Genomic DNA, 25855 nt, shown 5'->3' with positions numbered 1-25855 from the left:
TAGTTCAGGTCCTGTGCGTCAGGCGGCGAGCGCCTCGGACAGGATGGCCAGCGCGCGATCGAACTGGGCGTCGGGGATGGTCAAGGGGTACAGGAAGCGCAGGACGTTGCCGTACACACCGCAGCTTAGCAAAATCAGGCCCTTTTCGATGGCGCGGGCTTGCACACGCTTGACCGCTTCCGCGTCCGGCTTGCCGGTGGCGGGATCGTTCAGTTCCAGGGCGACCATGGAGCCCAGGCCGCGCACGTCGGCGATGCCCGGCACCTTGGCGCGCAGGCCTTCCAGGTGCGCGCGCAGCTTGTCGCCCAGGGTGACGGCGCGTTCGCACAGCTTTTCCTCGGCGATCACGTCCAGCACGGCATGCGCCGCGGCGACCGCCAGCGGGTTGCCGGCGTAGGTGCCGCCCAGGCCGCCGGCGGCAGGCGCGTCCATGACGTCGGCGCGGCCGACCACGCCCGAGATCGGGAAGCCGCCGCCCAGGCTCTTGGCCATGGTGATCAGGTCGGCCTGGACCGAGTGGTGTTCCATGGCGAACAGCTTGCCGGTGCGGCCGAAGCCGGTCTGGACTTCGTCGGCGATCAGCAGGATGCCGTGTTCGTCGCAGATCTTGCGCAGCGCCGTCATCAGTTCCGGCGGGGTGATGTTGAAGCCGCCTTCGCCCTGGACAGGTTCCAGAATGATGGCCGCGACGCGCTTGGGATCGATGTCGCACTTGAACAGCAGGTCCAGTCCCTTGAGCGAGTCCGCCACGGTGATGGACTGGGTGGCGTTGGGGAAGGGCACGTGATAGATGTCGCCCGGCATCGGACCGAACGACAGCTTGTACGGGGCGACCTTGCCGGTCAGCGCCATGCCCAGCATGGTGCGGCCGTGGAACGAACCCGAGAAGGCGATGACGCCCGAGCGGCCGGTGGCCGAGCGCGCGATCTTGATGGCGTTTTCGACGGCTTCGACGCCGGTGGTGAAGAAGGCGCTCTTCTTCAGGCCGTCGATGGGGGCGAGGCGGTTGATGCGCTCGGCCAGCGAGACATAGCCTTCGTACGGCACGATCTGGTAGGCCGTGTGCGTGAAGTTGTCCAGCTGCGCGGAGACCGCGGCCTTGATCTTCGGGTGGAGGTGGCCCGTGTTCAGGACGGCGATGCCGCCTGCGAAATCGATATATTCCTTGCCATTGGCGTCCCACAGGGTGGCGTTTTCGGCGCGCACCGCGTAGAAGTCGCACATGACGCCGACGCCGCGGGGCGTGGCCAGGGAACGGCGGGTATTCAGGTCCTGATTCTTCATCTCAGCCTCTGCGAGCATGATGGGGCGGGAAAACCTTATTTAATGCTACGATGGCCCCATTTGTGGGAACCACTTTTATAAATCGGGTAGAACCAATTGCGGTCCATAGTCGGTGACTTGCTGCAGCTGCGGCTGGCGGACGGCTCCAGCGAGCCCATGAACAAGCGGCTGTACCGCGGCATCCGCGAAGCCATCCTGGATGGAGCCATTGCCGCGGACTCGCGCCTGCCCGCCTCGCGGGACCTGGCGGCAGAGCTCGGCATCGCCCGCAACACCGTGGTCCACGTCTATAGCCAACTGCTGGCTGAAGGCTACACCCGCAGTCGCCAGGGCAACGGCACCTTCGTCAACGCCTCGGTGCCGGATTCCTACCTGGCCAGCGGCCGGCGCAAGCGCCAGCCGCCGCCCGCGCAGCCGCGCCCGGCGCTGTCGCCGCGCGGCGCCGCCATCGTCGACGGCGTCTCGGCCTCGCCCTACCAGTGGGGCGCCTTCATGCCCGGCGTGCCAGACCTGACCGAATTCCCGCACAAGAAGTTCGGCCGCATTTTCAGCGCCCTGTGGCGCAATCCCTCGCCCGACCTGCTGACCTACGCCTACGGCGGCGGGCTGCCGGCCCTGCGCGAGGCGCTGGCGCAGCATCTGGCGCTGACGCGCTCGATCGATTGCGATCCCGAGCAGATCATCATCACCGAAGGTTCGCACCAGGCCATCGACCTGACCACCCGCATCCTGGGCGAAGCCGGCGAGACCGCCTGGGTCGAGGATCCTGGCTACTGGGGCGCGCGCACCGTGCTGCAGGTCAACGGCCTGCACACCGTGCACCTGCCGGTGGACGAGGAGGGCATGCGCCTGCCGGAGACCGTGGGCACGCCGCCGCGCTTCATCTTCGTCACGCCCTCGCACCAGTATCCGCTGGGGCCGGTCATGTCGCTGACGCGCCGGCGCCAGTTGCTGGCGGTGGCGCGGCAAAGCGGCAGCTGGATCATCGAAGACGACTACGACAGCGAATTCCGCTTCTCCGGCCGGCCCATCGCTTCGCTGTTGGGCTTGGAACCCGACGCGCCCGTGATCTACATGGGAACCTTCAGCAAGACCTTGTATCCGGGCCTGCGCGTGGGCTACCTGGTGCTGCCCAAGACCCTGACTGCCGCGTTCCAGGCAGCGCACGCCGAGCTCTACCGCGAGGGCCACCTGATGACGCACGCGGCCCTGGCCACGTTCATCTCGGAAGGCCACTACGCCGCCCACATCCGCCGCATGCGCATGCTGTACGGACGCCGCCGCGCCATGCTGGTCAATCTGATTGAACGCAGGCTGGGGCCGGATTGGCTGCATCGCGACGCCAGCATGGCGGGGCTGCATCTGGTGCTGACGCTGCCCGAGGACATGGACGATCTGCGCGTGGTGGATGTGGCGCGCAGCAAGGGCGTGCTTACGCGCGCGCTGTCGCGCTACTACGTCAACGACGAGGGCCGCCGGCCGGGCCTGCTGCTGGGCTATGCCTGCGTGCCGGAGCACGACATTGCGCGCAAATTCGAGGTGCTGCTGGACAGCCTGAACGAAGTGGCGCGCGCGTCCGTCGCGCTGGCGGCGTCAGGCGGGCGCTAGCGCCGCCGCGAAGGCCGCGGCGTTGCGCATGCCCTGGTCTTCGAAGTTGGTGTTGAACACCGCGTGCGCCTGGGCGCTTTGCGCCGCCAGCCGCGCGAAGCGCTCGGCCAGTTCGGCGAGCTCCTGTTCCGAGTATTCGTATTGGAAGCGGCCCGAGGACGCGGCGCCGGACACGTTCCAGGCGGCCGTATTGCGTCCGTGCAGGCGCAGCAGCGTCAGCTCCGGATGGGTGCACTCCCAGATTGCGGGCACGGTGTTGTCGAAGCCTTGGGGGCTATCGACCACCGTATGGACCACCCCGAGATCGCGTTCGAAGGCCAGGGTGTCCGTGGTGGCGGAGGGCGACTCGAACCAGCTGCGGTGGCGGAATTCCACCGACACCAGGTGTTCTTCCATGCGACGCGCGCAGTCGGCCACCCGCGCCCGGCCGCGCGCGTCGCGCCGGATCCAGGGCGGAAACTGGAAATGCACCGCGCCCAGCTTGCCCGTCATGCGCAAGGGTTCCAGCGCAAGCTGATAGCGGCGCCAGAGTTCATCGCGCAGGTCGGCGGGCATGCGGTCGTGGTAAATGACGGGTTCCGGCCAATCGGGCAGTTCGCGCCGGATGTCCGCGGGCAGCGCGGATAGCGGCGTCTGATGGCCGGTGAACAGCCGGAAGGCCTTGATGTTGAAGACGAAATCGTCCGGCGTGCGCTGCGCCCACAAGTAGGCGTTTTCGGCCGTGGGCATGGCGTAATAGCTGGAATCGACCTCGGCCATGGGAAAGCGCGAGGCATAGAAGCGCAGCCGCGCTTCGGCGCTGCGGACCTCCGGCGGGTAGAAGCGGCCGCAGGCCAGCAGGGTGGGATCGGTCCAGGAGGCGGTGCCGGTCAAGAGGCGCATGGCCACAGGCGAATCAGACTTTATTGAAAAAATTCTGTATAAATATACAGTGTTCATCCGAAGCCCGGCAATGTCCGGGCTCGCCGTTTTCAGCGGCTGCCTTGCTGCGGCCCCGCCCCATGTCCGACCAAACCGATACGTCCAACCCGTCCGCCGAACGCCCCGATCCCCTGGCCGATCTCAACCCCGCCCAACGCGAGGCCGCCGAATTCGGCGTGGCCGGCGCGCCGGGAGACGACGGCCCCCTGCTGGTGATCGCCGGGGCAGGCTCGGGCAAGACCAATACGCTGGCCCACCGGGTCGCGCACCTGATCCTGAACGGCGCCGATCCCCAGCGCATGCTGCTGTTGACCTTCTCGCGCCGCGCGGCGCTGGAAATGGAGCGGCGCGTGGGCTCGGTGCTGCAGCGGGTGATGAGGCTGCGCGCCACGCAGCAGGCGCCGTCGCTGCCCTGGGCCGGCACCTTCCACGCGATCGGCGCGCGCCTGCTGCGCGATTGCGCGCAACGCATCGGCCTATCCGAGGCCTTCACCATCCACGACCGCGGCGACGCCGAGGACCTGATGGGCATGGTGCGCCACGAACTGGGCCTGTCGTCCACCAAGTCGCGCTTTCCGCTCAAGGGCACCTGCCTCGCCATCTATTCGCGCGTGGTCAACAGCCAGACCCCGGTGGCCGACGTGCTGAAGACCTCCTTCCCCTGGTGCGCCCAATGGGAAGAGGAACTCAAGAACCTGTTCCGCGCCTACGTCGCGGCCAAGCAGGACCAGCAGGTGCTGGACTACGACGACCTGCTGCTGTACTGGGCCGAGATGATGGGCGACCCCGGCATCGCGGCCGACGTGGGCGCGCGCTTCGACCACGTACTGGTGGACGAATACCAGGACACCAACCGCTTGCAATCCGCCATCCTGCTGGCGATGAAGCCCGACGGCCGCGGCCTGACGGTGGTGGGCGACGATGCCCAATCCATCTATTCGTTCCGCGCGGCCACGGTGCGCAACATCCTGGACTTTCCGAACCAGTTTCCCAACCCGGCCAGGGTCATCACGCTGGACCGCAACTACCGTTCCACCCAGCCCATCCTGAACGCGTCCAATGCCGTGATCGGCCTGGCCACGGAACGTTACGCCAAGGACCTGTGGACCGATCGCCAGTCGTCCCAGCTGCCCGAACTGGTGACGGTCAGCGACGAAGCCGGCCAGGCGCGCTGGGTGGCCGACCAGGTGCTGGCGCAGCGCGAAGGCGGGGCCACGCTCAAGTCGCAGGCGGCGCTGTTCCGCACCGCCAGCCACAGCGCCGCGCTGGAACTTGAACTGACCCGCCGCAACATTCCCTTCGTGAAGTTCGGCGGGCTGCGCTTCCTGGAGGCCGCGCACGTGAAGGACCTGTTGTCGCTATTGCGCTGGGCGGAGAATCCGCGCGGCCGCATGGCGGGCTTTCGCGTGGCGCAGTTGCTGCCCGGCATCGGCCCGGCCACGGCGGGCAAGCTGATGGACGCCATGTCCGCCTCCGCCGAACCGCTGCGCGCGCTGCGCGAATTCAAGCCGGGCGCGGCGGCGCAGGAAGAGTGGGGCGCTTTCGCCGATACGTATGCGGCCTTGTGCGACCCCGCGCTGAAATGGCCCGCCGACGTGGACCTGGCCCTGCGCTGGTATGGCGCGCAGCTGGAACGCTTGTATGACGATGCGCGCGTGCGCCGCGCCGACCTGGACCAGTTGGTGCGCATCGCCGCGGGCTACGGCTCGCGCGAACGCTTCCTGACCGAACTGACGCTGGATCCGCCGGACGCCACCAGCGACGAGTCCGGGGCGCCGCATCGCGACGAGGACTACATGATCCTGTCCACCATCCATTCCGCCAAGGGACAGGAATGGAAGGCGGTCTATGTCCTGAACGTGGTGGACGGCTGCATCCCGTCGGACATGAGCACCGGCACGGCCGAGGAAATCGAGGAAGAGCGCCGCCTGTTGTATGTGGCGATGACACGCGCCAAGGAACGCCTGCAGCTCATCGTGCCGCAGCGCTTCTACGTGCACCAGCAGACCGGCATGGGCGACCGGCACGTCTATGGATCGCGCACGCGCTACATCACCAATGCGATGCTGCCGCTGTTCGATCACCTGCCCAAGCTGCCGGACCTGCCCGCCGGGCGCGCCGCGCCGAAGGAGCCTCAAGCGCCCAGCGTGGACGTGGCCAAGCGGGTGCGGAACCTGTTCTCGTAGGCTGGGCTATCATCGGCCGATACGCATAAGCTGTCCGGCAGGGATCGCATTGCAAAAGGGTGTTTATGTCTACTGAAGAACATACCGCCGACGACTCGAAACGAGAGGTCGTCGCATCGATCGCCTATGTGAACGGACGGCGGGAACGCGAGGTTCCCATCGACGAAGTCGCCCAGTACGTCAGCCAGGACCACGGCATGCTGTGGATCGGCCTGCGCAATCCGCGCCCGGAAGTGCTGGCGAAGGTCGCCAGCGAACTTGGCGCCTGCGACAAGAACCAGGAAGAAATGCTGGAATCCCACCGGCGGCCGAAGATCATCGACTACGGCAACATGATCCTCATCGTCGCCATCACGGTCGAGGTCGAGGCCGAGCGCCCCATCTTCGGCGAGACCCAGTTCCTGATCGGCGATGGCTTTTTGGTCACGGTGCGGCGCGGCGCCACCGCCGGCCATAGCCCCTTGCGCGAACGGCTGGAAGCCTCGCCCGACCTGCTCAAGCGCGGCAGCGACTATGTGGCTTCCGAACTGCTTGACTGGCTGGTGGATCGCTATGTAGCCGCCGCCGGCAAGATCGAATCCGTGGTCGAAGGCGCCGAACAGAAGCTGCTGATCCGAGGCGCCAAGGACTCGGACATCCGCAGGCTGTACCGGCAGCGCCGCGACCTGCTGCGCATCCATACCGTGGTGTCGCCGCTGGCCGAAATCTGCCGACGCCTGGCGCGGGTCGAGATGTCCGCGGTGGACGAGCATGCCCGTCCGTATTTCGGCGAGGTCGCCGACCGCGTGCTGCGCGTGGATGAACTTTTCAACTCGCTGCGCGAATCCCTGGCCTTCGCCTTTGAAGCCAGCCTGATGATAGGCCAGGCCGCGCAGAACGACACCACCCGCAAGCTGGCGTCCTGGGCCGCCATCCTGGCGGTGCCCACGGCCATTGCCGGCATCTACGGCATGAACTTTGAATTCATGCCCGAACTGAAATCGCCCTGGGGCTATCCGATCACGCTGGGCGTCATCGTGTCGATCTGTTCGGTCCTGTATTGGCGCTTCCGCAAGTCGGGGTGGCTGTAGCGGGCGACTCCACGCCTCGCCTTTATGGCAAACTGCCTGCGTTTTCCTTCCTGGAGCCTGGCTGGTGCGTGGCAAATCCCCTTTACGCGGCGGCAGCAAGCTGACCGCCCTGATCGTCGCCGTGATCCTTGCGGCGGCAGGCGCCATCGTCAACTGGCTGCAGCCTTCGGGAAGAGAGGGGCAGGACCGGGCTGAACGGCCGGCGCCTTCAGCCCAGGGCCGGCCCGGCGCGACGCTGGCTGGCGGCATTCCGCAGGGCAGCTATACGCTTACCGGCATGATCGTCAACGTGGCCGACGGCGACACCGTGACGCTGCGCGCGTCCGACGGTCAGCACCGCATCCGCATGGACAGTATCGATGCGCCCGAAGAGGGCCACGGGTCCGACCAGCCCGGGCAACCCTATGCCGAGGCCGCGCGCAAGAACCTGGCCGGCCTGGTCGCGGGCAAGACGCTAAGCGCGCAATGCTACGAGAAGGACCAGTACGGCCGGGAAGTCTGCGCCCTGATCCTGGATGACGGCCGTTCGGCCAACCGCCTGCAGGTGGAGGCCGGCTACGCCTGGGCCTATACGGCGCGCCAGGGCGACTACCTGCGCGACAAGGCCATGCCGGACCTGCAGCGCCAGGCCAAGGCAGCCGGGCGCGGCCTGTGGGCGCAGCCCGGCGCCATGCAACCCTGGAAGTGGCGCTACGACTGCTGGCGGCAGCGCCAGTGCGGCTGAACCCGCGCGGGCCGGCCCGGAACGCCGCGCCCGAGCGCCGCCAGCCCTGGGGGATGCCTGGGTATGGTCCCCGGCCCGTGTTTGCTATCCTCTGTCGCAACGATTCGAAGGGAAGGTTTCCATGCGTGCATTGAAGCGGCTCTGGGCGGCGGCCATGCTGCTGTCGCTGGCGTTGGCGGGCTGCTCGCAAGAAAGCCCCATCAACAGCCCCTATCCGTCCGGCGCCGAAAGCCAGAACACGCTATTTTCCGCCTTCGTCAAGCGATCTCCGAAGTACCTGGATCCGGCCAGCTCTTATTCCGGCGACGAGACCCCTTATACGTACAACATCTATGAGACGCTGTACGGCTACCACTACCTGAAGCGGCCCTACGAGCTGGTGCCGCGCGCGGCGGCGTCGATCGACCCGCCCGTCTACCTGGATGCGCAGGGCAATACGCTGCCCGCCGACGCGCCCGGCGAGCAGATCGCGCAAAGCATCTACGACATCAAGATCCGGCCGGGGGCGCGCTACGCGCCGCACCCGGCATTCGCCCGCAAGACCGATGGCAGCTACGACTACTTTCCGCTGGCGCCGGGCGAACTGGACGACAAGTTCTACATTCCCGATTTCCCGCGCACCGGCACGCGCGAACTGACGGCCGACGATTACGTCTACGCGTTCCGGCGCCTGGTCAGCCCGCGCGTGGTGTCGCCGATCTCCAGCCTCATGACCGAGCACGTGACGGGCCTGAAGGAGTATGCGGACCGGTTGCGCCAGCGCGACCAGGCGCTGCGGCGAGACATGCCGGGCGGTGCCGGTGCGCCCTGGCTGGACCTGCGCGAGGCCGACGGCTTTACGGGCGTGCAGGCGCTGGATCCGCACACGCTGCGCATCCGCGTGAACGGCAAGTACCCGCAGTTCAAGTACTGGCTGGCCATGACCTTCACCGCGCCCATCCCCTGGGAAGCGGACCGCTTCTACAGCCAGCCCGGCATGGCGGCGCACGACCTGTCGTTCAATACCTGGCCAGTCGGCACCGGCCCCTACATGCTGGTGGAGTCGCTGCAGAACCGCCGCCACGTGCTGGGCCGCAACCCCAACTTCCACGGCGAACCCTATCCCTGCGAAGGCGAGCCCGGCGACGCGGCCGCGGGGCTGCTGGCCGACTGCGGCAAGCCCACGCCCTTCATCGACCGCGCGGAATTCAGCGTCGAAAAGGAAGCCATCCCGCTGACCGGCAAGTTCCTGCAGGGCTATTACGACGTGCCGCAGATCGAGCGCGGCGAGTACGGCGTGGCCATGCTGGTCGCGGCGGGCGACAGCCAGGACAAGGCGCGCCTGTACAACGAACACGGCATCAAGCTGCCCACGACCGTCGAGACCGCCAACTGGTACATGGGCTTCAACTGGCTGGACCCGGTGGTGGGCAAGGGCGACACGCCGGAGCAGGAAGAACGGAACCGCAAGCTGCGCCAGGCCATCAGCATCGCCTTCGACTGGGAAGAGTACGTCGCGGTGTTCGAAAACAGCCAGGCTTCAGTGGCCTACGGCCCGGTGCCGCCGGGCGTGCTCGGCTACCGCGAACCGCCCGAGGGCGTGAACCCCGTGGTCTACAACCTGGTCGACGGCAAGCCCGTGCGCAAGTCCGTGGACGTGGCCCGCCGCCTGCTGGCCGAAGCCGGCTACCCAGACGGCCGCAACGCCAAGACCGGTGCGCCGCTGGTGCTCTATTACGACTCGATGCAGGGCGGCGGCTCCAATCCGCAGTTCGACTGGATGCGGCGCCAGATGGCCAAGATCGGCGTGCAGCTGGACGTGCGCGCCACCGACTACAACCGCTTCCAGGACAAGATGATGCGCGGGTCCGCGCAGATCTTCCTGTGGGGCTGGAACGCCGACTATCCCGACGCCGAGAACTTCCTGTTCCTGCTGTACGGTCCCAACGCCAAGGCCAAGGGCGGCGGCGAGAACGCGGCCAACTACGCCAGCCCCGAATACGACCGCCTCTTCGAGCAGATGAAGTTCCTGGACGATGGCCCTGAAAAGGAACAGCTCATCGCCAAGATGACCGCCATCGTGCAGCGCGACGCGCCCTGGATGTTCGGCTATTTTCCGATGTCGGGCGGCGCCTACCAGCAATGGGTCGGCAATGCCAAGCCGACCCAGATGGTACGCAATACGCTGCAGTACATGAAGATAGACCCGGTCCTGCGGCAGCAGAAGATCGACGAGTGGAACTATCCGAGGTGGTGGCCCATAGGCCTGTTCGCGCTGTTGCTGGCGCTGGCGATATGGCCGTCGTATGTGGCGCTGAAGCGGCGTGAACGGCAGACGGCATTCGCGCCGGCCCTGGGCAAGGAGCATCAATCATGATCGGCTACGTGATCCGCCGGTTGCTGTACGGCGTGCTGATCCTGATCGGCGTGAATCTTTTCACCTTCATCCTGTTCTTCGCTGTGAACACGCCCGACGACATGGCGCGGCTGGCCATCGGCGGGCAGCGCGCCAACCAGGAAGCCGTGGAGAAATGGAAGGTCGAGCGCGGCTACGACAAACCGCTGTTCTTCAACGCCAAGGCGCAAGGCGCGGCGCAGCTGACCGACACGGTGTTCTACCAGCGTTCGGTGCCCTTGCTGGTCATGGACTTCGGCGCGTCCGACGGCGGACGCGACATCGGCCGCGAGATCAAGACGCGCATGGGCCCCAGCCTGGCGCTGGCGGTGCCTACGTTTTTCCTGGGACTCTTCGTCAGCATTGTCTTTTCCCTGACGCTGGTGTATTTCCGCGCCACGCGGCTCGATTTCTGGGGCGTGGTGGTCTGCGTGCTGCTGCTGTCCATCTCCAGCCTGTTCTACATCATCGCCGGCCAATGGGTCTTTGCGAAGCTGCTGCGGCTGGTGCCGTTCTCGGGCTTTTCGGGCGGGCTGGACGTGGTCAAGTTCCTGGCGCTGCCGGTACTGGTCGCGATCGTGTCGCGGCTGGGTCCGGAGGCGCGCTTCTACCGCACCCTGTTCCTGGAGGAGATCGGCAAGGACTATGTGCGCACCGCGCGCTCCAAGGGCCTGGCTGAACGCATCGTGCTGTTCCGGCACGTGCTGCGCAACGCCATGCTGCCCATCCTGACCAGCACGGTGGCCGCGCTGCCGCTGCTCTTCATGGGCAGCCTGATCGCGGAGTCCTTCTTCGGCATTCCCGGCCTGGGCAGCTACACCATCGACGCCATCAACGCGCAGGACTTCTCCATCGTGCGCGCCATGGTGTTCCTGGGCGCCGCCCTCTATATCGTGGGGCTGATCCTGGCCGACATTTCCTACACGCTGGCCGATCCCCGCGTCCGATTCGAGTAGCCGCCATGCCCAAGTTCGTCTTCCTCTGGACCGATATCGCGCTGTGGCTCATGGTGCTGGGCGCGCTTGCCTATGTCTGGCACGTGCGGCGCAGCCCGAACCTGCGGGCGACCTGGGCGCGCGTGGCGCGCGACACGCCCGCCATGTGCTCGGCGGTGATCCTGGCCGCGTTCGTGGTGGTGGGTCTGCTGGACTCGGTGCATTACCGGCCGCTGCTGCCGCCGGCCCCCGGCGCGGCCGCCGACGCACCGCCGGCCTATGCGCCCGCGGTGCGCTCGGCGCTGGACGGGCTGCTCACCGGCTCGGTGCTGACGACGCCGGAAAAGACCTATTCCGAGCCCTTGGCGATACGGCAGTTCACCAAGGAAACCATGCTCGTCAACGACAAGCCGGTGCGCGACTTTCCCCGGCTGCGAGGGGCGGGCGTGCATCTGGAAGACGCCGATCGCGACCACCTGGGCGATGTCGCCAAGCGGCTAGGGCTGGGCCTGGCCGCAGGGCTTGCGGTGTCCGCCGTCGTGATCGGGCTGATGTATGCGGGCTTGGCCAGGCGGCGCGCCGCAAGGGCCGCCGAGGAGGCGGCTTCGGACGTGCCCTGGCGCGCCATGGCCGTCACCTTCACGCTGCTGTGCCTGACGGCGGGCGCCCTGGCCGGCCTGTCCAGCGGCTATCACGCGCTGGGCACCGACCGCATCGGCAACGACGTGTTGTGGCAGGCGCTCAAGAGCATCCGCACCGCGCTGGTCATCGGCAGCCTCACCACCATAGCCATGCTGCCGCCGGCCATCGTCTTCGGCATCGCCGCCGGTTATTTCAAGGGCAAGGTCGACGACGGCATCCAGTATCTCTACACCACCATCACCTCGATTCCAGGCGTGCTGCTGGTGGCCGCCTGCGCGTTGATGATGCAGGTGTACATCGACAATCACGCCGACCTGTTCGACACCTCGGCCGCGCGCGCCGACCTGCGGCTGTTCCTGCTCTGCATGATCCTGGGTTTCACGGGCTGGGCCGGGCTGTGCCGCCTGCTGCGCGCCGAAACCCTCAAGCTGCGCGAGCTGGAATACGTGCAGGCGGCGCGGGCCTTCGGTGTCTCGCACTGGCGCATCATGACCCGCCATCTGCTGCCCAATGTGGCGCATCTGGTCCTGATTACCGTGGTGCTGGAATTTTCCGGCCTGGTCCTGTACGAGGCGGTGCTGTCCTATCTGGGCATAGGCGTGGATCCCAGCATGAACTCCTTCGGCTCCATGATCGATGGCGCCCGTCTGGAAATGTCCCGAGACCCGATGATCTGGTGGAACCTCTTGACCGCATTCCTGTTCATGCTGGCGCTGGTGCTGGCCGCCAACCTGTTCGCCGACGCGGTGCGCGATGCCTTCGATCCGCGTACGCGCCGCTACAAGCCTGGCCGCATGGCGCGGTTCGGCCTGTTCGGCCGCGCACCGCGTACGGCCCTGGCGACCGATACGCGCCAGTCCCGTCCGGGAGATGCGCCATGAGCCAGGCTCCCTTGCTTGAAGTGCACGGCCTGGACGTCGATATCGCCGGCGAAAGCGGCATGACGCATGCGGTCAAGCGCCTGCAGCTGGCGATCTCCAGGCGCCAGACCTTTGCGCTGGTCGGCGAATCGGGGTGCGGCAAGAGCATGACGGCGCTGGCGCTCCTGCGCCTGCTGCCCGACGCCGGCCGCATCGTGGGCGGACAGATCGACCTGGACGGAGAAGACCTCAACCGCCTGCCGGAAAGCGCCATGCGCGGCGTGCGCGGCGGGCGCATCGGCATCATCTTCCAGGAGCCGTCCACCAGCCTGAACCCGGTCATGCGGGTGGGCGACCAGATCATCGAAACGCTGATCGCCCATACTCCCTTGCGTGGCGCGGCGGCGCGCGCCCGAGCCGTGGACTGGCTGCGGCGGGTAGGCATCCCGGAGCCCGAGCGGCGCATCGACGACTATCCCTTCCAGTTCTCGGGCGGCCAGAAGCAGCGCGTCATGATCGCCATCGCGCTGGCGGCCGAGCCCGTGCTGCTCATCGCCGACGAGCCCACCACCGCGCTGGACGTGACGGTGCAGGCGCAGGTGCTGGACCTGCTGGCCGACATCCAGCGGGAAATGGGCATGGCGGTGCTGCTGATCACCCACGACCTCGCGGTGGTGAAGAACGTCGCCCATCATGTGGCGCTGATGCGCGGCGGCGAGATCGTTGAAAGCGCCGACGCCGAGGAATTCTTCCGCGCACCCAAACATCCCTATGCGCGGCAGTTGTTCGAAGCGATCCCCACGTTTGAAAAGCGCGGCACGCCGCTCACGGCAAGCGGCCGCGAGGCCATGGCGCGCGACGAGGCCCGGCTGGCCGCCAGCGCCCAGGCGGGCGAAGCGGCAGTGGTGCTGGACGTGCAGGATCTGAAGGTCCATTACCCCGTGCGCAAGGGGCCGCTGCGGCGCATCGCAAGCTGGGTCAAGGCCGTGGATGGCGTGACCTTCACCCTGAAGGCGGGCGAGACGCTGGCCTTGCTGGGCGAGTCCGGCTGCGGCAAGACCACCACGGGCAAGGCGCTGCTGCGCCTGATCGACGGCGCACGCGTTTCAGGCCGGGCCATGCTGCAAGGGCAGGACGTGCTGTCCGCGGACCGGCGCACGCTGCAGCGCCTGAGGCAGGACATCCAGATCGTGTTCCAGGATCCCTATGCCTCGCTCGACCCGCGCATGCGGGTGGGCGACATCCTGGATGAGGGGCTGGCGTCCCTGCGCAGCGGCATGGACAAGGAATCGCGCCGCACGCACGCCGCAAGGCTGATCGAGCGTGTGGGCCTGCCGTCCAATACCCTGGCGCGCTATCCGCATGAATTCTCGGGCGGCCAGCGTCAACGGATCGCCATTGCGCGGGCGCTGGCGGTCGAGCCCAAAGTGTTGATCTGCGATGAGCCCACATCGGCGCTGGACGTTTCCGTGCAGGCCCAGATCCTGGACCTGCTGAGCGAGCTGCAGGCAGAGTTGGGCATCGCCTACCTGTTCATCACGCACAACTTCGGCGTGGTCGAATATCTGGCGGACCGCATCGCCGTCATGGACGGCGGGCGCATCATCGAATTGGGACAGGCCGATGCGGTTCTGCACGAACCGCGCCAGGACATGACGCGCAGGTTGCTGGCCGCGGTGCCGCGCCTGCACTTCGGGCCGCGCGAAGCGGCCTGATCCGGCGTTCGAAGCAGCGGGGGCAGAGGCCCCCGCCGTCTTGCTACCCGGCCTGATGCGCGCTGCCTGTCTCCAGCCAGGCCAGGGTGTCGCGCTTCAGGTTGCGGCCGCAACGCGTCAGGAACGCATGCACTGCCTCCAGTTCCGCGGTGTCATACCCGCGCGCCGTCGTGGCGATGGCCTCGGCGATCCACTGCCGTTCCTGCGCCAACGCCTGGCACGATTCCTCGACCGGCCGGATCACAATCATCCGGCGGTCCAGCGGGTGGCGGCCGCGCTGGACATAACCGGCCGCCTCCAGCCGGTTGATCAAGGCGGTCGCGCCGCCGGAGCTGATGCCCATCAACTGAGCCAGATGGCCGGTTGGAAGGGCATCGAACTCCATGACCAGCTCCAGCGCCTTCAGATCCGCCAGGGGAATGCCCAGCTTCTCCGCCAGGGCCGACTGGCATGCCGCGTTGTAGGCGGCGAACTGCCGGCCCAGCAGCAGGACGATTTCGTCCAGCATGCCGGACCGCCGGTTGCTTACTGCTGATTCAGCCATGCCGGTCACATGCTCGTGGTGAAAGTAGGTCTGTTGTTGCAGCATGATGTGGGTTCCTGGCGGTTGCGATGGATTACTTCTTGCCGGCCAGGCCACCGAGCAGTCCGCCCAGCAGGCCGCCGTTGGCGGTCCCGCCGGAAGATCCGCCCGCCGCCGTGCCGCCCGTCAGGCTGCCCGTCACCCCGCCCAGCAAACCACCGAGCAGTCCGCCGTTGGCCGCGCCGCCGCTCGTGCCGCCCGATCCTCCCGAACCGGCGGGTGCGCCTGCGGCAGCGCCCGCGCCGGCCCCGGCGCCGGCCGCGACGTTTACGCCTCCGACCAGCCCGCCCAGCAGGCCGCCGCCGTTCGTGCCGGCCGAGGCGCCCGCGCCCGCCGCAGCCCCGCCGGCCGTGCCAGCCACCGCTCCGGTCACTCCGCCGAGCAGGCCCGTCACCGGCGCCAACGCTCCGCCATTGGCGCCGCCGGTTGCACCGCCCACGGCCCCGGTCACGTTGCCGAGCAGGCCCGTCACCGGCGCCAGCAGTCCGCCGTTGGCGCCGCCGGTTGCGCCGCCCACGGCTCCGGTCACGTTGCCGAGCAGGCCCGTCACCGGCGCCAGCAGTCCGCCATTGGCGCCGCCGGTTGCGCCGCCCACGGCTCCGGTCACGTTGCCGAGCAAGCCCGTCACCGGCGCCAGCAGTCCGCCCGTACCACTCGCGCCGCCCGTCAGGCCACCGGTCACTCCGCCCAGGCCCAGGGTGCCGGTCAGCGAAGCTACGGCAGCCGTGGCGTTGTGTAGTGTCGAACCCAAGGGGTTGGGATTGGATGGCGAGGCATGGAGCAAGCCGCCCGCAGTGTTGAGCGCGCCGCCGAGGTTCCGTACGACATCGTTAAGCCCAGTCGCGTTTCCCGGCAAGGCGCTGCCCAGATTGGTGACGGTGCCGCCCAGGCTGCTTAGCAGCCCCGCCACCGGTGCGCCCAACTTGGCGCCATCGCCCACTTGCTGCGTCAGACCAGTAACCTTGGCGACCAGCGGACTGGCGGTCGAATCGAGTGCGTGGCCTACGCCGCCCAGCACGGGTTGGAGGCCCAGCGGCAACACGTTATCGACGGCCTGACCTGTGTTGCCCAATGAGGGTTCCAGCACTCCCAACGCGGGGCCGCTCAAGACCTCTCCCGTCAGGCTGCCAACCACCTGGGTCAGGGGCTGCAGCAGGCCGCCCTGGCCCGATAGCGCCCCAGTCAGGGCGCCTATAGCGCCTGTGGTGTTGCCCAGCACTGTGGTCAGAGGATTCGGGTTGTTCGGGTTCGCACTCAGCAGGCCGCCGGTGCTGGCCACGGTTTTGCCCAGGCCATCCACCAGGCCTCCGACGCCGGTGCTCAGACCTCCAGGCAGTCCCGTGCCTTTGACGCTTGCGCCCAGGTCGCTGACCAGGCCGCCCACCTGCTTGACGACGCCGTCGGCGGGCTGGCCCAAGCCGGTAGTCGCGCCGATCTGCTGGGTCAGGCCGACGACGGTGTCGGCGACCGGCTTGATCGTGGGATCCAGCGCCTTGCCCACGCCGCTCAAGGTCGTGTCCAGATTGAGGGGCAGGGTGTTGTCGAGCGCCGCGCCGGTATTGCCCAACGTGGTTTCCAGCAGGCCGCTCACGCGCGGCGGGTTGGTGCCGCCGCCAGGATCGGTGCCGCCTCCGGGGTCAGTGCCGCCTCCGGGGTCAGTGCCGCCGGGGTTGGTCCCGCCACCGGGGTTGGTCCCGCCACCGGGATTGGTACCACCGCCAGGGTCGGTGCCGCCGCCAGGGTTGGTACCGCCGCCGGGGTTCAGACCGCCGCCGGGATCCAGGCCGCCACCGCCAGGATTGGTCGGAATGTCCGTCCCGGGCAGGCCCGCGGTTTTCTTTCCGCCGCCGCCACCGCCGCAGGCGGCCAGGGCGCTTACCAGCGCGGTGGCAAGGACGGTGGCGGTCAGGACGCGTTGCAGGCGGCGCGTGTCGGAATGGGTATGCATGGCGAGCTCCTTTGGTTGGAAGAGTCAGGCGTCGAAACAACCCGATACGCTTCCTCATGCACAAACCATGCCAAGATTTTTCAGACCCGCTTCAAGATGCCTGCTTCGGTAAATTCTGATGAAATAAATCGCTTCATTATCAATGGGATATGACGGTGATTAAGGGTTTTCCTTAAATCTGGAAAATCCTCACTTTTGCGATCGCCAGGAGCCTGCGAATGTTACGGAAAGCCGCCCATCCGACGTAACGTTACGGCGGGCGTTACGTAACGCCGGTGGCGTCACCCAAGAAAAAACGCCCGTCATGGCGGGCGTTCATCGGCTTGTCGGGCGCGCTGTTCAGGACGGCTAGAACGCGTCGTAAAACAGCGAATAGTTGGCGTTGAAGCGCACGTCGCGGTTGTCGTTCACGGTGGCCGATCCCACCGGCTTGGCCACGTTGAAATCGAACAGATAGTATTTGTCGTCGGTAAAGCGCAAGCCGAGAGCCACGGAAGACAGGTGCCGCTGGTTCAAAGTCTGCAGGTCCTTGTTGTTGTACCAAGTGCGTGCGTAGTCGACCAGGGCGTAGGGCTGCACGCTGGAAAGGTATTCCCAGCCCACGCCGAAGCGGCGATTGATTTCCGCCGATACGCCGACGCCCTTGTCGCCGCTCTGGTCGCCCTGCGGATAGCCCATGGCGTAACGCCAGCTACCGTACGAGATCTGTTCGGACGACGGCAGGATATTGCTGGAGTACTGCGCCGCACCCGAGAAAACCAGGCCGATCTGGGCGGGCAGCACGAAGGTCTGCCTGGCGTTGAGGTTGTAGCGGGTGAAGTCCAGGTCCAGCAGCGGGGTGGCGGAATAACCGTAGTTGGTCGCGATGTCCTTCTTTGCCCCCGCCGCGTCGAACCCCTTGGCCACGCTCAACGTGACGTCGGTGGCCTTGGTCTCGGACACCTGGATGTAGCGCATTTCGGCGGTCGCCGCACGCACCTGCGCATCCTGCTGCAGCCACCGGTCGGTGCTATGTGCCTCGTACCGGTCCTTCGAATTGGCCGCGTATACGCCCAGCGTTCCCGTCAGCGATCGGGTGTTGTTCAACAGGAACGGATAGCTCACGCCAACCCCGATGCGGTCGTTCTTCACGCGGCGTTCGAAGCCCAGCATTTCGATCGCGTCGTCCTGGGGCCGGGCGTCGTAGTGGTAGCCATCGATCTTGATCGCCAGGCCGTCCGCACCAATCGGCACGCGGATTTCACCCGACACGTACTTCACGTCATCGGTATTGAAGGGCACCGAGGCTGTCAGCTTCACTTGCTCGCCCAGGGGCGTCAGGCTGTTGGTCGCCAGGTTCACGATGGGCTGCATGCCGGTGCCCAGGTCTGCGATGCCGCCGGTCAGGCTGACGGGCTGGCGGCTGGCCGCCAGCACCAGTTCGGTCGCGCCGTCCGCGCGGCGCGGCAAATCCAGGCTGGGCGTGAACTTGACGCCGGGCACGGTGCGCATCAGGTTCAACTGACGTTCCAGCGTGGCCTGCTTGAGCGGCCTTTCTTCCTGCATCGGCGCGGCCAGCGCTTCAAGCCGGTCCTGCGCATTGCCGATGTCGCCTTCGATCCGCACGTTGGCGATGTAGCCCTCGACCACTGTCACTACCACCAGGCCGTTGGCAAAGGTCTGGTTCTGCAGCAGTGCGAAGGAAAGCGGAAAGCCCTTGTCGCGGTAGAGCTGCGTGATCTTGTCGACTTCCTGGACCAGCTCGCCCAGGCTGATTTCCTTGCCAGCCAGAGGGCTGAGCAATCCGGACACTTCCTCGAATGGAATGGCGCGCACGCCGCTGACGTCGAAATTGCGCGGCACGATGCGTTGAGCCAGCCGGGCCTGCAAGGCCAGTTGTTCCGGCGTTGCGGTCTGGACGTAGGGCGGGGGTTGCGTTGCCGAGGGCGGACGCTCCAGCCGCGGCATGGCGTCCACTGGGTTGCCGCGTAGCGGGCCTTCCGCCCTGGCCTGAGAGCTGGCCGCCAATATGCACAAGAGGGCGAGGCAAATCGGACTCGCCGGAAACATGCGTCTCTTGCCTTTTTCGTCTCTCATTTCCGCTGGCGCTTCTGAACGGATAGCTGATCCCGATCGAGTATCGGATGGAAAAGGGCTGCAACAGTGTTAGGAAAAAGTTGCATTTGCCGGTGCGCATATGGTGCCAGCAATCCCGGCAGAATGACAATTAATTTCAAATTCCGCCTCCCTCGGCTCATCGCGTCGACATTATTTCGGAATATTCTTCCGCTGCGGAAACTATTTTCGGGTCAAGATAACCGCCGTTCAGCCGGATTTAATAATGTTTTCGAAAACTTAGGAGCGTTCGTTACACATCTTATGTCGCAATATAGCGAAATTCAGTGAAAACCCTGATGTGTATGATTTGGCAATATATAAACTAAAGATACGTATCAAAAATACGCAAAATGTGTGGCCCGCCCGGAGGTCAAGATGGCTGGGGATTACCGCAAGAATTGCTGCAACTGCCTGACGGCCGCGTATTGCCGTCATGGCTCGCCACAAGCGGGGCATTCATGAGCCCGGGCGATATCGTTCCGCTTTCATTCAATGGCGGTCTGGTGGCGCTTTCGTTCCTGATCGCCGCCTTGGGTTCGTATGTGGCCCTGCTGGCCGCAGCCGGTATTCGGGCAGAAACCCAGGACGGCGAAATCCGCATCGGCTATATCGTCATCGGCGCGGTGGCGATGGGCGGCGTGGGTATCTGGAGCATGCATTTCATCGGCATGCTGGCGCAGAACCTGCCGTTTGAAGTGGGTTACCAGGTCGGCCTGACGATACTCAGTTTCGTGGTTGCCGCAGGATTTTCCGGCTGGGCGTTCTGGTATGTCGGCCGCGAACGTTTCAGCTTTCTCCGATGCCTGGTCGGTGGCTGTGCCGCAGGGTTTGGCGTGGCCTCCATGCATTATGTCGGCATGAGCGCGGCGCGCATGCCGGCGGTATTGCTCTGGAACCTGCCGCTGGTGGTTTTGTCGGTGCTGATCGCCGTCATCGCGGCTACCGCGGCCTTGTGGCTTGCCTTCAATACCCAGAATGAACGCCAGCGCATCGGCGCAGCCGTTTTGATGGCCATCGCGGTTTGCGGCATGCACTACACCGGCGCGGCCGCCGGCGCCGTCATCTGCACGACCCAGAATGACGCCGTCGGCCTGCATATCGGCGGCGCCAAGCTGCCATACATCGCTTTCGCGCTCTCGATCGTCACCTTGTTCCTCATGCGTTGGCATTTGCAGCGCGCTTCCGAACGCTTTCGCGCGCGCACGGCGCAGCGCATCGACTCGATCATTGAATCGGCACCTGGCGCGGCTCCGGACAGATTGCCCGGAGCCACGCCAGGGCCGGGTTAGCTGGACCCTGGACGCGCGCCGCGGGAATCACGGCGGCGCGCAGGCAGTTCCAGGCTTTAGGGGGCCCTGCTTCTTGAAGAATGTTGAAGAACGGCCCCAGTCATCAATCGAGACCCATGGAGCTCGACATGAAAGCGACACTTGCGCAGTTCTGGAATGACGAAGACGGCATCACCGCCCTGGAGTACGGGCTGATCGCGGGAATGGTGGCGGTCGCCCTCATTGTCGCAGTGGGGGCGTTTACCGGGTCCTTGAAGGGCATGTTCGAGGAACTTGGCACCAAGCTGGACAACGCCAAGACCGGTACCACCACCCCGCCTCCGACCTGAGCCGCAACCCGTTCGCGCCGTGGCGGCGGTGAGTCGCTTGCCGCCGCGGCGCGTGCCCGCAACATCGCATCACTTGATTGAAGGAGTCCGCGCCGATCCGGCGCGCCCGTTGTCGCATTCGTTTTTTCAGAAGGTCTTAGCCTTGTATCCAGGGGTAGTGCTGTGGTGGCTGTTGTTCACATGCTGGATTCTGGCGCTGATCCACGCCGATCTGCGCTATCGCCGCGTCCCCAACCGGCTGATCATCGCGGGACTTGCGGGCCAATTGCTATGGCTGCTGGCGGCCTTGCTGGCGCCTGGCTGGGCCTATCCGCCGCGATGGTCGGGATGGTGGATGGCGCTGGCCGGCTTTTTGGTCGCGGCGCCATTCCTGCCCTTGTGGCGCAGGCGTCTCATGGGAGCAGGGGATATCAAGGCCATCGCCGTGCTCGGACTGCTGCTGGGCTTCGCGCCGCTGATGGTGACGCTGGCGCTGGCCAGCGTGCTGGCCGGCCTGCATGGCCTGCTGTATCTGGCGGTGTCCCGGGTCTGGGCGCTGAGCAACCGGGCGCGGCAGATCCCCTATGCCGCGTATCTGGGCCTCGCCGCCGGCATCGCGGTTCTTATTCCGTGGAGTTCGCCTTGGTATTCGTGGTGTTCTTCCTGGTGTTTTACGGGATCCTGACGTATTCCCTGGTGGTCGCCGCGCAGCATTCCGTGACCTTGGCCGCGCAGGATGGCGCGCGCAAGGTCCTGCAGTGGCAGGCGGGTTCCGCGTCGCTGACGGCGCGAGCCGACGCCGGCCGCGATTCCGCGCTGTACCAGGCGGAGTGGATCAGCACGATGTCCGCCGCGCCGGTCCAGGTGGCGGTCTGCGGCAGCGCGGGCGCGCTCAGCAGCGCGGCCGGCGGCGCCTGCAGCGGCATGCCGTTGGCGCAGGACCAGATCGAAGTCACCGTGTCCTACGCCTATGGCGCCCATCCGCTCATCCCCTCGGTGCCGCTGCTGCAGGCGGCGTTGATGCCGGCATCCAGCGTGCTGAGTGCGCGCGCCACGGTGCATCTGGGCAATGCCCTGGGCGGGGGAGGCTGAGATGCGAGCCTGCGTGCAACTCCCTGCCGGCCAGACTTCACGCAAGCGCCAGCGCGGCATCGCGGCGTTGGAGTTTTCGCTGACGCTCACCTTGCTGCTGCTCTTCATCTGCGGCGTGGTCGGATTCGGCGCGCTGTTCTGGATGCAACAGCAATTGGCCGCCGCCGCGGCCGACGGCGCGCGCGCCGCGGTCTACGCCCGCTTCAGTGGTCAGGCCGATGTGCCTGCGGCGGCCTGCCTGGCGGCGATGGGCACCTTTTCCGCCGGCTCGGCGGTGCTGTGCAGCACCACGCGCGCGCCGTGTGCATGGACTGGGGCGGGCGGCAGGCCAGCCGATTGCGCCACCGTCGCCATGACCTACAACACGCAGTCCTGGCCGCTATTGGAGACCGTGCGAGGGCTGATCACGGCGTTGCCGGGCACGAACCGGAACTGGATACCCAACAGATTGCATTCGCAGGCCGTCGTGCAGATATCGCAGGGGACACCATGAGCAGTCTGAGCAAGATCATCGCGGGCATGTTGCTGGTGGCGGGCCTGGTGCTGGCCTTCGTGGCCTGGCGGCTGGCCTCGGCGCCCGCGAGTCCCCCGGCCAGCGTGGCGCCTGCGCCTGTCGCGGCGACGCCGGCGGAACCGCTCAAACTCCATCCGGTGGTGGTGGCGCGAGAGCCGATTCCGGCCGGTTCGCGCATCGACAGCGCAAGAATGCTGACGGTGGCGCAGTGGCAGGTTGCACTGTCCGGCGGGTTTGCCGACGTCGCGCCGCTGGAGGGCGCGGTGACGAAGGTCGACATCGCCGCAGGCGATCCGATAGTGCCCAGCCTGTTGACGCAGGGCCTGGCGCGCCAGCTCAAACCGGGCGAACGCGCGGTCGCCATCGCGGTGGACGAAGTGATCGGCGGCGGCAATCGCATCGTTCCCGGCGACATGGTGGACGTGTTCTTCATGATCGAGAAAAGCGCCGAAGTGGCCGTCGGCCAGGCCCGCCTGCTGCAGTCGCAGGTGCGCGTGCTGGCGTATGGCAAGGCGACGGTGGAAGGGCCGGACGAAAAGTCGGCGCTGCAACAGGGCGGTCCCGGCCAGCCGGCGCGTACCGCGGTGCTGGCCGTGCCGGTCGATCGCGTCAACGAGCTGATGCTGGCCAGCCGCGCCGGGCGCCTGCAGTTGGCTTTGCGCCCGGTGGGCGATGACAGCATGCCCGACGCGCAGTTGTTCGCCCAGCGCGGCACGGTGCTGCCGGTGCGGGCCGACTTGACCCCTGCGCAGCGCGAATCGCTGCTGACGGGACCGAACCGCGCCTATGCCGGCGAGAGCCTGGTGCAACTGGACGGCACGACGGCCGCGGCGCTGGCGCCCGCCGCCCGCGCCGCCGGCCGGCCCCAGGGTTCCGGCGGCGGCAGGACTGTGGAAATCATCCGAGGAGAGAAATCCGAGCGCGTGCGCTATTGAACGGGGCTGCGGGCGGACCAGGCGCTGGCCGCAGCCGGACTTATTCCATCATCGGGTCCAGCACTATGAAGAAACATCAGCGCACCACCATGATTTGCCTGCTGTCGGGCGCGGCAGCGATGATGCATGGCGCCCTAGGCCTGGCACAGACCGCAGCGCCCGCGGCAGGCGCGAATGCGCCGGCCCGCGACATCTCGATGGCGGTGAAGGGACAGCAGACCCTCATGCTGGATGGCGGCGCACCCACGCGCATCGCCATCGGCGACCCGGATGTGGCGGACGTGAAGGTATTGCCCGCTTCCGGCAAGCGCGCGGGCTCAGTACTGCTCTATGGCAAGAAGCCCGGCACCACGCAATTGCAGGTCTGGACCGGCAACAACGCGGCGCCGCAGATATGGAACGTCCGCGTCGGCGGCAGCGTGCAGGGCGCGTTGGCGAGCCGCGGCCTGGGCGGCGGCGCCAACGTGGACATCGCCGACGGCCATGCCGTGGTGTCGGGCCACGCCGAATCGCAGCTGGGGCAGATCGCGTCAGCCACCATGGCAGCATCCGCCGTGGGCGGGGAAAAGAATGTGGTGGACATGTCCACCGCAGGCGCCGGCGGCGTGGTGCAGGTGGAAGTGAAGGTCGTGGAAGTGTCGCGCTCGGTGATGAAGGCGGCCGGCATCAGCTTCACGGCCAGCAACGGCCCCTGGAGCGGCGGCAGCTCCACGATGCCCGCCAGTCTGGGCGGCGCGCTGGCTTCGGGTTTCTCGCTGTTCTACGACTCCAACAACTTTGCGGCGCGGCTGCGCCTGCTGCAGACCAATGGCATGGCGCGCGTCCTGGCCGAGCCGACCCTGGTGGCCCTGACAGGGCAGAGCGCCAGTTTCCTGGCCGGCGGCGAGCTGCCGATTCCGCAGGCCGGCGGCCTGGGCACGGTCAATGTGACCTTCAAGCCCTTCGGCATCGGCCTGACCGTCACGCCGACCGTGCTCTCGCGCGACCGCATCTCGCTGAAGGTCGCGCCCGAGGCCAGCGAACTCGACTACACCAACGGCATCGCCATCAATACCAGCGCGGACACCAGCACCATCATTCCCGCGTTGCGTACGCGCCGCGCTGATACCACGGTGGAACTGGGCGATGGCGAAAGCTTCGTGATCAGCGGCCTGGTATCGCGCCAGACCAAGGCCATGGTCAACAAGGTGCCCATGCTGGGCGACCTGCCCATCATCGGCGCGTTCTTTCGCAGCGTTGATTACTCCCAGGAGGACACCGAGCTGGTCATCGTCGTGACGCCGCGCCTGGTGCGCCCCATCGCGCGCGGCGTGGCCCTGCCGCTGCCGGGAGCCAAGCAGGAACAGACGGACACGGCATTCAACGCTTGGGGCTATTACCTGACCGGCCCGGTGGGCGGCCAGCAGATGCCGGGCTTTTCACGGTGAGCAATATGAAGACACATGCCAGCGAATGGGTGGGCCTGCAAAACGGCACGCGGTTCCTGTTCTGCTCCCAGGGCAACGCGGTTGCGGCGCAGTTGGGACAGGCTTTGGGCGACCTGGGGATGCTGACCCAGGAATCGCCGCGCATAGAGGAACTGGCGCGGCGCCTGACGGAGATCGCGCCGCAGGTGGTGTTCCTGGACTTCACCCTGAGCGACGACGAGCCCGGCAAACTGTTCAAGTCCGCCGAACTGGCGCGCTTGCTGGCCCGCATTGCGCCGACGTTGCCGCGCGTGGCGGTGGGCTTCCTGAGCCAGCCGGAAGGGGCGATCGCCGCCTTGCGGGCAGGCGTCAGCGATTTTGTCGATCCCTCGGTTGCGCCGCAGGAAATCAAGGAAGTGGTGCTGCGCCTGCTCGACCGGCCGTCCGATGGCCGCATGGACGGCACGCGCCGCAGCGTCGTGCTGCTGGGCGCGCGTCCGGGCGTGGGCGCCAGCACCCTGGCCGTGCATCTGGCAGGCATGGTGCAGGACCGCCTGAAGCTTGCGCACGGCCAGCGCGCCGCTGCCTTGGGAGCCAAGGCGCCCAAGCCTTCCAGCGAACCGCTGCCCTTGTCCAGCCGCGTGGCGCTGATGGACCTGGGCTGGCCCGTGGGCGATTGCCAGCTCTATCTGAATATCGGCGGCGACTTCGATTTCGCCGAGGCGGCCCGCAACCTGCGCCGCCTCGACTCGACGCTGCTGGGATCGGCCATGGCGCATACGGCCAACGGCTTGAGCGTGCTGTCGCTGCCGCGAGACCTGGGCCAGATGCGTGACGTGTCGCAGTCGGATTCGCTGCTGGTGTTCGAGCGCATGCGCCAGCACTTCTCGGTCGTGGTGGCCGATGCGGGCGGTTTCAGCAATCCCGAATTCGTGTCGGGGTTGGCGCGCGCCTCGCAGCTGAACTGGATCGTGACCGACCAGAGCGTCGGCGCGCTGGTGTCGCTGGCCGGCGTACTGCAGGAGCTGGAGCAGCAGCACGTGGACCGGCGCAGCCTGGGCCTGATCGTCAACCGCTATGACGAACGCTACGGCATGACGGCGCAGCAGATCGCCGAACGCTTCCAGCTGGAACTGGTGGGCACGCTGCCGGACCGCACACTGCCCTTGATGGTGTGCACGAACCGGGGCCATCTGCTGCACGAAGAGGCCGAACGCGATGTCTACGTGCGCGCGGTGCAGGCGCTGGCGGAACGCCTGTGCGCCGAAGAGAACTCGCCTGGCGGGCGGGCAGGCTGGCTGGCCACCTGGCTGCCCGGCGTGCACCGCCGCATGGTGGTCGGTTGACGGACAGACAGACGGACG

Annotated in this window: 21 protein-coding genes; 16 read left to right on the top strand and 5 right to left on the bottom strand. The window is 66.8% G+C overall.

Annotated elements, in window-relative coordinates; all coding sequences use genetic code 11:
• Window positions 1-18: 18 nt before the first annotated feature.
• Window positions 19-1284 (bottom strand): 4-aminobutyrate--2-oxoglutarate transaminase, encoded by a 1266-nt coding sequence (locus tag HV793_RS25705; RefSeq protein WP_054453043.1) that lies wholly within the window; start codon window positions 1282-1284, stop codon window positions 19-21.
• Window positions 1285-1380: 96 nt separating this feature from the next.
• Between HV793_RS25705 and pdxR the strand changes: the two genes are divergently transcribed.
• The gene (gene pdxR, locus HV793_RS25700; protein WP_425321816.1) at window positions 1381-2892 is read left to right on the top strand and encodes a MocR-like pyridoxine biosynthesis transcription factor PdxR; all 1512 of its coding nucleotides are present in this window, start codon (window positions 1381-1383) and stop codon (window positions 2890-2892) included.
• Here pdxR and HV793_RS25695 read toward each other — a convergent pair.
• Window positions 2878-3774 carry a DUF72 domain-containing protein gene (locus HV793_RS25695; protein WP_175214136.1) on the bottom strand — a complete coding sequence of 299 codons (897 nt, stop codon included), beginning with the start codon at window positions 3772-3774 and terminating at the stop codon, window positions 2878-2880. The two genes, pdxR and HV793_RS25695, sit on opposite strands and share 15 nt — an antisense overlap.
• A gap of 119 nt (window positions 3775-3893) precedes the next feature.
• Between HV793_RS25695 and HV793_RS25690 the strand changes: the two genes are divergently transcribed.
• The 7 genes from HV793_RS25690 to HV793_RS25660 all read left to right on the top strand — a co-directional run bounded on the left by HV793_RS25690 (window position 3894) and on the right by HV793_RS25660 (window position 14319).
• The gene (locus HV793_RS25690; RefSeq protein WP_175182349.1) at window positions 3894-5999 is read left to right on the top strand and encodes an ATP-dependent helicase; all 2106 of its coding nucleotides are present in this window, start codon (window positions 3894-3896) and stop codon (window positions 5997-5999) included.
• A 65-nt stretch (window positions 6000-6064) separates the two neighbouring features.
• Window positions 6065-7069, top strand: a complete 1005-nt coding sequence (locus HV793_RS25685) for a magnesium and cobalt transport protein CorA (protein ID WP_054453040.1) — start codon at window positions 6065-6067, stop codon at window positions 7067-7069.
• A 61-nt stretch (window positions 7070-7130) separates the two neighbouring features.
• On the top strand, window positions 7131-7793 hold the full coding sequence (locus HV793_RS25680; protein WP_054453038.1) for a thermonuclease family protein: 663 nt from the start codon (window positions 7131-7133) through the stop codon (window positions 7791-7793).
• Between the two features lie 121 nt (window positions 7794-7914).
• On the top strand, window positions 7915-10149 hold the full coding sequence (locus HV793_RS25675; RefSeq protein ID WP_175164463.1) for an ABC transporter substrate-binding protein: 2235 nt from the start codon (window positions 7915-7917) through the stop codon (window positions 10147-10149).
• Window positions 10146-11123: an ABC transporter permease gene (locus HV793_RS25670; protein ID WP_054453034.1), complete on the top strand. Its 978-nt coding sequence runs from the start codon at window positions 10146-10148 to the stop codon at window positions 11121-11123. The genes HV793_RS25675 and HV793_RS25670 overlap by 4 nt, the downstream gene beginning before the upstream one ends.
• 5 nt (window positions 11124-11128) lie before the next feature.
• The gene (locus tag HV793_RS25665) at window positions 11129-12625 is read left to right on the top strand and encodes an ABC transporter permease (RefSeq protein ID WP_054453032.1); all 1497 of its coding nucleotides are present in this window, start codon (window positions 11129-11131) and stop codon (window positions 12623-12625) included.
• A complete protein-coding gene (locus HV793_RS25660; RefSeq protein WP_175214135.1) occupies window positions 12622-14319 on the top strand; it encodes an ABC transporter ATP-binding protein in 1698 nt (565 codons plus the stop codon). The genes HV793_RS25665 and HV793_RS25660 overlap by 4 nt, the downstream gene beginning before the upstream one ends.
• A 43-nt stretch (window positions 14320-14362) precedes the next feature.
• Here the strand turns inward: HV793_RS25660 and HV793_RS25655 are convergent, their stop codons facing one another.
• From HV793_RS25655 to HV793_RS25645, 3 genes are all read right to left on the bottom strand, one after another.
• The gene (locus HV793_RS25655; RefSeq protein ID WP_119450020.1) at window positions 14363-14908 is read right to left on the bottom strand and encodes a MarR family winged helix-turn-helix transcriptional regulator; all 546 of its coding nucleotides are present in this window, start codon (window positions 14906-14908) and stop codon (window positions 14363-14365) included.
• A 28-nt stretch (window positions 14909-14936) separates the two neighbouring features.
• Window positions 14937-16850, bottom strand: coding sequence for a collagen-like triple helix repeat-containing protein (locus HV793_RS25650; protein ID WP_175214134.1), 1914 nt, complete (start codon window positions 16848-16850; stop codon window positions 14937-14939).
• 348 nt (window positions 16851-17198) lie between these two features.
• Complete coding sequence (locus HV793_RS25645) at window positions 17199-18797, bottom strand: ShlB/FhaC/HecB family hemolysin secretion/activation protein (RefSeq protein ID WP_370126546.1); 1599 nt, start codon at window positions 18795-18797, stop codon at window positions 17199-17201.
• A 608-nt stretch (window positions 18798-19405) separates the two neighbouring features.
• Between HV793_RS25645 and HV793_RS25640 the strand changes: the two genes are divergently transcribed.
• The 8 genes from HV793_RS25640 to HV793_RS25605 all read left to right on the top strand — a co-directional run bounded on the left by HV793_RS25640 (window position 19406) and on the right by HV793_RS25605 (window position 25837).
• Window positions 19406-20236, top strand: coding sequence for an MHYT domain-containing protein (locus tag HV793_RS25640; RefSeq protein ID WP_054453023.1), 831 nt, complete (start codon window positions 19406-19408; stop codon window positions 20234-20236).
• Between the two features lie 128 nt (window positions 20237-20364).
• Complete coding sequence (locus tag HV793_RS25635; protein ID WP_054453678.1) at window positions 20365-20565, top strand: Flp family type IVb pilin; 201 nt, start codon at window positions 20365-20367, stop codon at window positions 20563-20565.
• Between the two features lie 142 nt (window positions 20566-20707).
• Window positions 20708-21229, top strand: coding sequence for an A24 family peptidase (locus HV793_RS25630; RefSeq protein WP_082400946.1), 522 nt, complete (start codon window positions 20708-20710; stop codon window positions 21227-21229).
• Window positions 21175-21636, top strand: a complete 462-nt coding sequence (locus tag HV793_RS25625; RefSeq protein WP_082400878.1) for a TadE/TadG family type IV pilus assembly protein — start codon at window positions 21175-21177, stop codon at window positions 21634-21636. The genes HV793_RS25630 and HV793_RS25625 overlap by 55 nt, the downstream gene beginning before the upstream one ends.
• Before the next feature lie 13 nt (window positions 21637-21649).
• Entirely contained in the window at window positions 21650-22129 is a 480-nt protein-coding gene (locus HV793_RS25620) for a TadE/TadG family type IV pilus assembly protein (RefSeq protein ID WP_244958701.1), read from the top strand.
• Window positions 22126-23085 carry a Flp pilus assembly protein CpaB gene (cpaB, locus tag HV793_RS25615; RefSeq protein WP_054453017.1) on the top strand — a complete coding sequence of 320 codons (960 nt, stop codon included), beginning with the start codon at window positions 22126-22128 and terminating at the stop codon, window positions 23083-23085. Before HV793_RS25620 ends, cpaB begins: the two co-directional genes overlap by 4 nt.
• A gap of 65 nt (window positions 23086-23150) precedes the next feature.
• Window positions 23151-24512, top strand: a complete 1362-nt coding sequence (locus HV793_RS25610) for a type II and III secretion system protein family protein (protein ID WP_125471893.1) — start codon at window positions 23151-23153, stop codon at window positions 24510-24512.
• The gene (locus tag HV793_RS25605; protein ID WP_175214132.1) at window positions 24509-25837 is read left to right on the top strand and encodes a pilus assembly protein CpaE; all 1329 of its coding nucleotides are present in this window, start codon (window positions 24509-24511) and stop codon (window positions 25835-25837) included. The genes HV793_RS25610 and HV793_RS25605 overlap by 4 nt, the downstream gene beginning before the upstream one ends.
• The last annotated feature ends 18 nt before the right edge of the window (window positions 25838-25855 follow it).

Origin of the sequence: Achromobacter aegrifaciens (assembly GCF_902859965.1) — a bacterium.
Classification (GTDB): domain Bacteria; phylum Pseudomonadota; class Gammaproteobacteria; order Burkholderiales; family Burkholderiaceae_B; genus Achromobacter; species Achromobacter aegrifaciens.
The sequence above is the reverse complement of the archived record's forward strand: the minus strand, read 5'-3'. Positions and strand labels throughout refer to the sequence as shown.

Bases quoted from the DNA above. Each gene is read 5' to 3' on its own strand.
- HV793_RS25705 (WP_054453043.1), bottom strand. From the start codon at position 1,284: ATGAAGAATCAGGACCTGAATACCCGCCGTTCCCTGGCCACGCCCCGC.
- HV793_RS25660 (WP_175214135.1), top strand. From the start codon at position 12,622: ATGAGCCAGGCTCCCTTGCTTGAAGTGCACGGCCTGGACGTCGATATC.
- HV793_RS25695 (WP_175214136.1), bottom strand. From the start codon at position 3,774: ATGCGCCTCTTGACCGGCACCGCCTCCTGGACCGATCCCACCCTGCTG.
- HV793_RS25665 (WP_054453032.1), top strand. From the start codon at position 11,129: ATGCCCAAGTTCGTCTTCCTCTGGACCGATATCGCGCTGTGGCTCATG.
- cpaB (WP_054453017.1), top strand. From the start codon at position 22,126: ATGAGCAGTCTGAGCAAGATCATCGCGGGCATGTTGCTGGTGGCGGGC.
- HV793_RS25645 (WP_370126546.1), bottom strand. From the start codon at position 18,797: ATGCCGCGGCTGGAGCGTCCGCCCTCGGCAACGCAACCCCCGCCCTAC.
- HV793_RS25610 (WP_125471893.1), top strand. From the start codon at position 23,151: ATGAAGAAACATCAGCGCACCACCATGATTTGCCTGCTGTCGGGCGCG.
- HV793_RS25675 (WP_175164463.1), top strand. From the start codon at position 7,915: ATGCGTGCATTGAAGCGGCTCTGGGCGGCGGCCATGCTGCTGTCGCTG.
- HV793_RS25670 (WP_054453034.1), top strand. From the start codon at position 10,146: ATGATCGGCTACGTGATCCGCCGGTTGCTGTACGGCGTGCTGATCCTG.
- HV793_RS25655 (WP_119450020.1), bottom strand. From the start codon at position 14,908: ATGCTGCAACAACAGACCTACTTTCACCACGAGCATGTGACCGGCATG.
- HV793_RS25650 (WP_175214134.1), bottom strand. From the start codon at position 16,850: ATGCATACCCATTCCGACACGCGCCGCCTGCAACGCGTCCTGACCGCC.
- HV793_RS25635 (WP_054453678.1), top strand. From the start codon at position 20,365: ATGAAAGCGACACTTGCGCAGTTCTGGAATGACGAAGACGGCATCACC.
- HV793_RS25685 (WP_054453040.1), top strand. From the start codon at position 6,065: ATGTCTACTGAAGAACATACCGCCGACGACTCGAAACGAGAGGTCGTC.
- HV793_RS25640 (WP_054453023.1), top strand. From the start codon at position 19,406: ATGAGCCCGGGCGATATCGTTCCGCTTTCATTCAATGGCGGTCTGGTG.
- HV793_RS25690 (WP_175182349.1), top strand. From the start codon at position 3,894: ATGTCCGACCAAACCGATACGTCCAACCCGTCCGCCGAACGCCCCGAT.